The organism is Coleofasciculus sp. D1-CHI-01, from assembly GCF_040218875.1.
GTDB lineage: Bacteria > Cyanobacteriota > Cyanobacteriia > Cyanobacteriales > Coleofasciculaceae > Coleofasciculus.
This window is the reverse complement of the sequence record NZ_JAVJQP010000002.1, coordinates 40,595-50,149: the sequence shown is the minus strand read 5'-3', so window position 1 is coordinate 50,149 and position 9,555 is coordinate 40,595. Positions and strand designations below refer to the sequence as shown.

Annotated in this window: 5 protein-coding genes and 2 pseudogenes; 3 read left to right on the top strand and 4 right to left on the bottom strand. The window is 45.9% G+C overall.

Going from position 1 to position 9,555, the window contains the following annotated elements; genetic code table 11:
• The 3 genes and pseudogenes from RIB93_RS00450 to RIB93_RS00440 all read right to left on the bottom strand — a co-directional run.
• Positions 1-180 (bottom strand): metallopeptidase TldD-related protein (locus RIB93_RS00450; RefSeq protein WP_446369240.1); only part of this gene is annotated, 180 nt, incomplete at its 3' end.
• 38 nt (positions 181-218) lie between these two features.
• Positions 219-1,295: pseudogene (locus RIB93_RS00445) on the bottom strand (RNA-guided endonuclease InsQ/TnpB family protein).
• Between the two features lie 267 nt (positions 1,296-1,562).
• Positions 1,563-2,183, bottom strand: a pseudogene (locus RIB93_RS00440) (TldD/PmbA family protein); the annotation flags it as partial.
• A gap of 142 nt (positions 2,184-2,325) precedes the next feature.
• On the opposite strand from RIB93_RS00440, the gene RIB93_RS00435 reads away from it, so the two are divergent.
• From RIB93_RS00435 to RIB93_RS00425, 3 genes are all read left to right on the top strand, one after another.
• Positions 2,326-2,976 (top strand): DUF1361 domain-containing protein, encoded by a 651-nt coding sequence (locus tag RIB93_RS00435; RefSeq protein WP_446369236.1) that lies wholly within the window; start codon positions 2,326-2,328, stop codon positions 2,974-2,976.
• A 305-nt stretch (positions 2,977-3,281) separates the two neighbouring features.
• On the top strand, positions 3,282-4,022 hold the full coding sequence (locus tag RIB93_RS00430; RefSeq protein WP_446369234.1) for a cytochrome c biogenesis protein CcdA: 741 nt from the start codon (positions 3,282-3,284) through the stop codon (positions 4,020-4,022).
• Positions 4,023-4,026: 4 nt separating this feature from the next.
• Complete coding sequence (locus RIB93_RS00425) at positions 4,027-5,409, top strand: cytochrome c biogenesis protein (RefSeq protein ID WP_446369232.1); 1,383 nt, start codon at positions 4,027-4,029, stop codon at positions 5,407-5,409.
• Positions 5,410-5,526: 117 nt separating this feature from the next.
• On the opposite strand, the gene RIB93_RS00420 is transcribed toward RIB93_RS00425, so the two are convergent.
• Positions 5,527-9,396, bottom strand: coding sequence for an nSTAND1 domain-containing NTPase (locus tag RIB93_RS00420; RefSeq protein ID WP_446369230.1), 3,870 nt, complete (start codon positions 9,394-9,396; stop codon positions 5,527-5,529).
• Positions 9,397-9,555: the final 159 nt, after the last annotated feature.

The following is a 9,555-nucleotide window of genomic DNA, read 5'->3' as shown; positions in this document are numbered from 1 at the left end:
CCCCAGCTCCCTCTGCTCCCCCAGCTCCCTCTGCTCCCCCAGCTCCCTCTGCTCCCCCATACCGATCGCGTCAATATCTTTCAGGGTTTGAAACACATTCCCGGTGAGAGTGACATCGCTGACAGGTTCTGCAATCTTACCATTGCGAATCATATAGTTGGTAAAAGTATAGTCAAATATAGACAGACTAAATTTCATTGCAGAAATTCCCTTCGCTTTTACTTTGAGAGATTAATTCTCATAATCGTGAACTACGCACCTCTCTATCCCATAGCGGTTAAACGCATTTGGGAATGCTTTTCGTAAAATATTGTAGGAACCTATAACATCAGATTGAACAAGAACCCCCTTGTCTGTACGATATAAACCTCGTTTAATTCTTTTTCCACTAAAAACGGGTTTTTCAGTAAGCTCTCCATAAACGGGGAGAGGATCTAAATTCAAAAAATTAGAAGCTGATGTATAGGATTCTTCTTGAAGAATCACAGATATTCCGGCTAATTGACATTTGTAAATAATCCTGTCAATTAATCGAGCATGAGGAACGGTCACAAATTTTTGATTGTTGACTTTTCCTAAGTTCACTTCTTGTTTCCAACCGTCATTTTTCCCAATGACTAAAGTGGTGATATCTTGATCAAATAAGAGATTGACTAAATAACGACTAGCTCGGTGAAGATAATTATCTATCTTCTGATTACGGCAACGGGTTAAACGACGAATTCTCTGGGAACTTTGACGATTGCTTTTTAAGAGAGATTGTAACTTAGCTCGACGCTGGTTATAAAATTGATTTAGGCTTTTTAAGGGTCTGCCATTAATCAACAAAGGAGTAAACTCCGGTTGATTTGAAGTTAGAGCCATCAAATTATCTATACCTAAATCTATCGCGGCTATCTTTTCATTTGGGGTTAAGAACTGTTCTTTTTCTTCATAAATTACCTCAATTACATAACAATCGCACTTGGGGACAATCCTCACTTCTGCTATACGGTTAGCCACTTGACTTGCTTTTTAAATTCAGAGTTCGCGGCAAAAAAAGATTTCCAGTTCCGATCTAATCCCCTTAAAACTTGCTGTGATACTTTAGCGGGTAAGGAGTCCTTATATTGTTCTGTATCTTTCATCAAGGAAGCCATCTGATTATAAGTCAAATACCCCTGACCATAAATCCAGTTTTGACGGATGAGATAATTGGCAGAGTTATAAAGATTTTTAGACTGCCAAGATAATCGATCTATCGACCTCCAAAAACGATGTCCTTTTTTGATTATATGTCTTTCCGATAGTAGCATTATTGTCCGTGAGATTTTAACTCGGCTATAATCTTTTCGGTTTTTCGTTTCGACCTTCTTAATCCGTACATCCGCGAGCAAAAGGAAGTGATAATGGCAATTAAGTCTTCCATTAATTCATCTGTTTTATCCTCACTTTGATTAACAATTTCAACTTTTTTGTCTAATTCTTTGAGGAGAATCTCTATATAATTTGTTCCAAATCTAGCGAGACGATCTTTATGTTCTAATGACTATATCTGACTATATTGTTATTGAAAGTTTACAATACCCTTCTCCGGCGGCAAAGGTGAACATTTCACCATTCGTTTGTCCGCCTAACATCCGCACCGCATACACCCCTTCCTCGATATCGCCAATCATCTCCTCAAAGGAACAGTCTCCGGGTTCAATCGCTGTATTCGTCATCCGTACAATGGGCGGATAGGTAGCATTAATCGCCCTGGCGTTCCCTGTTGGCGTTTCTTGCATCTTGCCTGCGGTTTCCCGTGAATGCAACCGTTGGCTGAGAATGCCATCTTTAATTAAATACTTGCGCTGGGCGGGTACTCCTTCATCATCGTAGTGTAGAGTACCTGGTAAACCCGGTAGAGTGGCATCATCAATTACATTCAGTTGGGGAATCGCCATCGGTTTCCCTAGGGTGAGTAACTCTTGCATCCGGGGATTTTCATAGACAAAATCGGCTTCTGATAAATGTCCAAAGGCTTCGTGAATGAAGACACCCGCCAAATAGGGATCTAAGACAACCGTGTGCTGTCCACCCTTTACTGACTTCGCTTCTAGCTGAGTCACCGCCCGTTTCGCCGCCCCTAACACCCGTTCTTCAATCCCCACTAATGCATCGTAATCGGAACGGGAGTGAACCGACTCAAAACCTTGACGCAACCCCTTGGCTACGATTTAGCTTACTGAAAATTGACAAGATTTCGCTGATAAGGGATCACTAATAACTGCTCACGGCGTCTTGAAGCCATTAGCTATACTGGTAAATAACCGATTGCCCTAGCAGACTTATACCCGTAAAAAAATGTCTTTCAGATTTCTATTAAGGGATGCCTGGAAAGCATGGCATCGCCATAGTGGTTGGATGGCTTGGAATTTATTTCTCGCCTTTATCCCCTTAGCTTTAAGCGTTTGGCTCTTTCGCCGCTCATCTGGAACCCGTAACCTTTTATGGTGGGCGGGTTTCATTGTTTTCATGGCATTCTTACCTAATGCACCTTATTTGCTGACGGATATCATCCACCTGATTGATGCGGTGCGCCGTGACTATTCCGTCTGGGTGATTACGTTAGTGCTAATTCCGCAACATTTCAGTGTTATTCTACTTGGCTTTGAAGCTTACGTTATCTCGTTAATTAATTTAGGATACTATTTACAAAAACAAGGCATGGGTAAGTTGACGATTCCGGCTGAACTGATTACTCATGCTCTGTGCGCGGTTGGTATCTATTTAGGGCGATTCCTCCGATTTAATAGTTGGGATTTAGTCACACAACCGGAGGATTTAGCCCAAACCATTGTGGATGACTTAACTGCCAAACGTCCCTTGTTCGTCATGTTTGTCACCTTTATCGTGTTGACAGTATTGTATTGGGTGATGAAACAAATCACGCTGGGGCTAATCCTGAAAATGCGTGATCGGAAAGTTCTTCACGAAGCCGGTGGGGAGAATTAAAGTTAACGGTGGTGATTGTCATTTGTCATACTCGCTTTCATCGAGAAGCAAGCTACGTCATTTGTTAATACCTGTGAAGCGAGTGAGTAGGGTGCCGTTAGCGACAGCGTAACGCACCCCAATCCTTTAAAAATCGGTGCGTTACTACTGGACTGACACAGCTAAAATTGTGGATTAGATTTGTTTTGTAGTAAGGGAACCTGAGCCAACTCCAGCTAGGCGTTGAAGCACGCTTTGTGCTTACTACAAACAATCCCATACGTTAAAATGCTGGCAGAACAGGTATTTGGTGAATTACTCGGCGCATGATTGACAATTTACAAACTCAACTGTACCAACTGGAACAATTTGCCGATAATCTGGTTGGCAATCAGCTTACGCATCTGAGTGCATTAAGCATTGGGATTATTTTTGCGGCTGGGTTGCTGACTAGCCTCACTCCTTGTATGCTATCTATGCTGCCGATCACAATAGGCTACATTGGCGGCTATGAAGCCAAAGGACGCCTGCAAGCCGCGACTCAATCCACTTGGTTTGCACTGGGGTTGGCAACCACTCTGGCTGGATTGGGGATTTTAGCCGCATCGGTGGGACGAGTTTATGGGCAAGTGGGTATCGGATTACCGATAATTGTTAGCCTGATTGCGATTATCATGGGGCTAAACCTACTCGAAGCCTTACCCCTGCAATTACCGTCTTTTGATGGAATGGAGTGGATTTCCCCCGATTTGCCCAAGGGGATACGTTCTTATCTGATTGGGTTAACCTTTGGTTTAGTCGCCTCTCCTTGCAGTACACCCGTTTTGGCAACATTACTGGCTTGGGTAGCGAGTACACAAGACTGGGTTTTAGGTGGGGTTCTGCTATTATCCTATACGGCGGGTTATGTTACCCCATTGATTGTGGCAGGTACATTTACTGCTTCAATAAAGAAGTTATTAGAAGTACGCCAATGGTCAAGTTGGATTACACCCGTGAGTGGGGCTTTATTAGTCGGATTCGGCGTCTTTTCGCTGCTGTCTCGGATTCCTGGGGGAATTTTTTAATTAAATGACGTTAGATAATCAATCTGTGCCTAATCCCGTCGGACGTTGGTTCCGACGTTATATCGTATCATTTCTGGCAGATTTACGACTGGCGATCGCACTCCTTCTCGCGATCGCGCTTTTCAGTATCAGTGGCACCATTATCGAACAGGGTCAATCTCTTGCCTTTTATCAAGCCAATTATCCCGAAAATCCCGCCTTATTTGGTTTCTTAACCTGGAAAGTTCTCCTATTCTTAGGATTAGACCATGTATACCGGACATGGTGGTTTTTGTCAATCCTGGTTCTGTTTGGCAGTAGTCTCACCGCTTGCACGTTTACTCGTCAATTTCCCGCCCTGAAAGCCGCCCGTCGCTGGAATTATTATCAAGAACCGCGTCAGTTTCAGAAACTAGCACTCAGCGCTGAACTAGAAACGGGTTCCCTGAATTCTTTATCCCAACTGCTACAAGCCAAGCGCTATCGGGTATTTCAAGAAGGAGATAGCCTCTACGCCCGCAAAGGAATCGTGGGGCGGATTGGTCCAATTGTCGTTCATGCCAGTATGCTGATTATTCTGGCTGGGTCAATTTGGGGGGCGATGACGGGATTTATGGCACAGGAAATGGTTCCTAGTGGCGAAACCTTTCACGTCCGAAATATTATTGATGCGGGTCCCTGGGCAAAGCCTCAAATTCCCCAGAATTGGGGCGTTCACGTTAATCGCTTCTGGATTGATTACACACCCGAAGGTGGAATTGATCAGTTTTATTCTGATTTATCGGTAGTGGATAATCAGGAACAAGAAATTGACAGAGAAACCATTTATGTAAACAAACCCCTCCGCCATCAGGGTGTCACCTTCTACCAAACCGACTGGGGAATCGCGGCGGTGCAGGTACAGTTAAATAATAGTCCGATATTCCAGTTACCCATGGCGAAACTGGATATCCAAGGGAATGGGCGCATCTGGGGGACTTGGGTACCGACGAAACCGGATTTAAGTGAAGGGGCTTCGCTGTTGGCAAAAGATTTACAGGGGACGGTTTTGGTGTACGATGCCAAGGGGAAATTAGTCTCCACGGTTCGTTCTGGGATGAGTACCCAAGTGAATGGGGTAACGTTGCGTCTTAAGGAATTGATTGGCAGTACAGGCTTACAAATAAAAGCTGATCCCGGTATTCCGATTGTGTATACAGGCTTTGGTTTGCTGATGGTGGGTGTAATTATGAGTTATGTGTCTCACTCGCAAATTTGGGCATTACAAAAAGGCGATCGTTTTTATGTGGGGGGGAGAACGAACCGCGCCCAAGTATCCTTTGAGCGAGAAGTGATTGAGATTTTAGATCAATTGCATGAGGATAAACCAACCCCTGACGTTCCGTTACAAGAAGCGATGCAAGTCTAGGGGTGTGGCTCCCCCCGCTTCCCCTGCTCCCCCTACTTCCCCTGCTCCCCCCGCTTCCCCTGCTTCCCCCGCTTCCCCAGCTCCCCCAGCTCCCCCAGCTTCCCTTCACCACAACTCTTATTCAGCCACCCCTAATTCCTCCGCACAAAACTTATTGAGATCGCTGACATCGGGATGAGTGCGGAGATAGTCTCGCAACCAGTTGCAACCGCGAACCAGCAAGTCGTCTAACGTCTCCACCCGCCACAACCGCACGGTTCCGTCATCGGAAGCGCTAGCAATTTGCGCTCCATCGGGGCTAAACGTGACACTCCTAACCCAATCTTCATGACCGCGCAGTTGATTTCGCTCGCGAATTTGATTCAGAATCTGTTGTAGTGCGGAGAGGGGACTATAGGCGGGATACTGATTAATCGGTCGGTCTTTTACCAAAGCTTTTAGCTCTTTCCCTGCTTCCATAGCGGTGAGTAATGCCGGAATTTGAGTATAGTTAAATTGCCGTAGAGCTAATGTACCACGCCGTTCAAGTTCCGTTCCTGTTAGGGCTTCTTCAGTTTGTTTCTTAGCCTCTGCTCGTTCAGCTTCGGCTTGTGTTAGAGAAGCTTGAGCGAATTCATACTGCTCTTGAGCATCCTTAACTTTAGCTTGGGCTAATTCTACCTGTTCATTCGCCTCCTGTTCTCGTCGTTTCGCCACTTCCACCTGTCGGTTGGCGGCTTCTGCTTGCTGTTGAGCCTGAGCCGCATTCTGTTGAGCGGTGGTTTCTCGCTGTTGAGCGGCTTCCGCTTGTTGTTGAGCCGCGACAACTCGCTGTTTAGCTATTTTGGCTCGCTCCAGCGCTTCTTTCTCCCGTTTTTCTGTCTCATTAAGTCGCTGACGCGCTACTTGCTCTCGTTTTTGAGCCACTACGAATTGCTCTCTAGCTGTCTTGACTCCCTGCAGCGCGTCTTCCTCTCCTTGTTTCGCTTCTTCCTCTCCCTGTTGAGCAGCTAATTCAGCTTGACGCGCTGCTTGCTCTCGTTGTTGAGCCTCTTGAATATCTCGATTCGCTGTTGCACCTGTCCAAGCTAACCCAAATCCGGCGCTGATTACTGTCAATACCAATACCACCGAACCCACCCGCACCCGTCGCGAGACTTTCCGATTCTCTGCGGCTAATTCCTGCTTCGTTTGCTCCGCTTGTTCCACCTCCACCATCACCCGTTCTCGTTCCTCCAGAACCAAGCTTAACTCTCCCCGCACCCGTTCAATACTCCGCTCTAACTGCTGACGCTGTTCCCGTTCCCGATTCAATTGAGCAATAATTTCTTGTATCTTTGGCTCTTGCTGCTGGCGAATAAAGGACACTAAATAATCATGCACCAACTGATAGCGGTCATCCGGCGTATCAGGAACAATAAAAACTAACCCCGATAACACTAAAATCTCTAAAATTAAATCCAACTGACTCGCCGCTACTGTGACAAAATCCTTTAACTCCTCCTCCAACTCCCCACGAGTTTTCAGCAATCGCCGCTCTTTCTCATCCGTCAACAAATACAACAGCACCTCCGCCACGGGCTGATTTTCTTCGCCGCAATCCTCCACCACTTCCGCCAGATAGCGCAGCACTAATTCTTCCTTCGTACCAAACTGTTGATACTCCGCCAAGGTTCTAATCCCCTCAGCTTGCAGTTGCGCCCCGACAACCTGTAACTCAATCGGGCGTACTTTCTGATAATCTCCCGCTAAATCCTGCACCAGTTGTTCAATTAACGCCGATTCCAGCTTAAAATTAGACCGTGTGGTCAGTTGTTCGAGTAACGTTTGTGCCTCCTCTGGTGTCAAGTTAGAAATTTTATAGAGACTATTCTTACTCAACAGGTCATAACTTCCCATTCCGGGTTGGTCTACTAAATAATAGAGGTAATCTCGGCGAATAGAAAAAATCACCGTCAGGGACAAAATATCTAGACACTGACCTAAAAACTCAAAAAAATCAGCCTCAAAGATTTTATTCTTGCCACCCTTGTCATCGGGAACAAAAAAGAATTCCTCAAACTGGTCAAAAATTAACACAATTCGCACCTGCTGGGTTTCACTCTGGCGCAAGGCTTCTAGAATCGCGGCTTGAGAGTCGAGGGGTTGAGTGATGGGAATATTGTGTGTTTTTAGCGCGGCGGTTAATTGCTGTCCTAATTCTCGTTCCCAATCAGTATAAACTTGGCTCAAAATTGGAATAATGCGTTGTCCACTAACGGTAGTATGGTGTAGAGTTGGTATGAGTCCAGCATTGACTAAAGAACTTTTGCCTACGCCAGAATAACCATAAATTACAATAACTTTATGATCAGAACGCTGCACCCGTTCCACTAATTCTCGCACATCTTTTTCCCAGCCTGAAGCGATAATTTCTGGGGCGATGAAACCTAACCCCCCAGCCCCCTTCCCTGCAAGGGAAGGGGGAGAATTCAGGACAGAATGTGGAGAATTCAAGACGAAATGTGGAGTATTGAGGACAGAATGTGAAGTATTCAAAGCCTCTCTCCTTGCAGGAGAAAGGTTTGGAGAGAGGTTTCTTGCAGGAGAGAGGTTTGCCCCAACAATCGATGGAATGCGACTGGCACCGATAAACGCCCTTAATCCTAATTGGGTTTCAACGGTTTGCTGTTCCTGTTTAATTTTAAAAGCCTTCAGATAATCTTTTGTCTGCCAGTAGAGATCATGTAAATCGCCTAAAATATCCAGATAAAGCCGAGGATTCGATAACAGTTGACTGATACCATGGGCAACTTCTAACTGTTCAATCGCCGCCAAACATTGACCTAAATTAACCTGCGATCGCGCTTTAATCCAATAGCATCTACTTTTTACCTCTATCTCTTCCCCAAGCGCAATTGTCTCACCATAATTTAACGCCGTTTCCGCCAACTCCTGCGCCGCTTGCCAACGTTCTTCAGCCAAAGCAACATCAGCCAAAAACGTATAATCCAACGCCAATTTATCCCGGCGATTTTCCCCTTGGTCAAACGCCAACGCCTGTTCCGCCAACTCCCGTAACTGTTGCCAATCCTGCAACTCCCGCAAAACCGCACCAAACACCCCAATCGAATCAGCAATTAAATCCGGACGTTGCGCCCGATGAAAGGCAGTTAAAGCTTGTTGAATAGAGTCTTTAAGTTTCTGTTGAATCTGATTATAGTCATCACTAGAAATTGTCGCAGGTTGAATCCGATTAATTTGGCAAAAATAACCATAAACCATCTCCCTTAAAACAATCCCTTCATACTCAAAACGCTGCAATTCCTGCCAACATCCCAAGGCTTGCTCAAAGTAATCAATTGCCGTTTGAATCTCTCCCTGCTGTTCTTGACAAATACCTAATAATGTGAATAACGCCGCCGCTAATTCCGGTTCTAACCCGTCATCCTCTAACTGCAACTCCCCCTCAGCCGCCTCTAATTCTCCCCTAAGTTCAATACACTCCGTCTCCGTTAAAATCAACCCATCCGCCAACCATTGATCCGCCTTCCCTGTAATAAACGCCGCCAACTCCCCACGGCTAATCGTAAACCGACTACTCACCCCCCAACTTTCCAGATTTCGGGCAAACTGCATCCATTGCGCCTTCACCGAATCCGTCACCCAAACCACAACCGGAAACGGACAATGCTGACGAAACTCTTCCCGCACCAAATCCGCCCCCGCCAGCATCCTCTCCAGAGATAGCACCGACTCCAACCCCAAAACCATCAGCGCCCCCGGCTTATCCCCCTGCAACTCCCTCTGAATCCGCTGATATAGCACCGTATCATCAGGGTTCAGCGTAATCGTGCGAATCTCCAGCGGAGACGACTCTTGGAGGACTTGAATCAGACGCGATCGCACTCTGTCATAATTACATCGGGCAAAAACCAGCAAAAACTGACCCTGAAAAGCGTCCAGCGTCAACGCCAATTCCTCAAGTTCCGTCTTATTCTCCGGTGTAATATCAGGTAGCTGCGACATCGTTTCGTTCGTAGTTGCGCTTGTAGTTGCGCTTTAGCGCCATCATCGCCTCAACACTTATCCTAAAATTCTAAGCAACATTATCCAAAATCGGGGATTAAGCAGAGGGCGACCCAAGTCAATTGAGTGGAATCGCCTTGTTCATTAATGCAGGCGGGT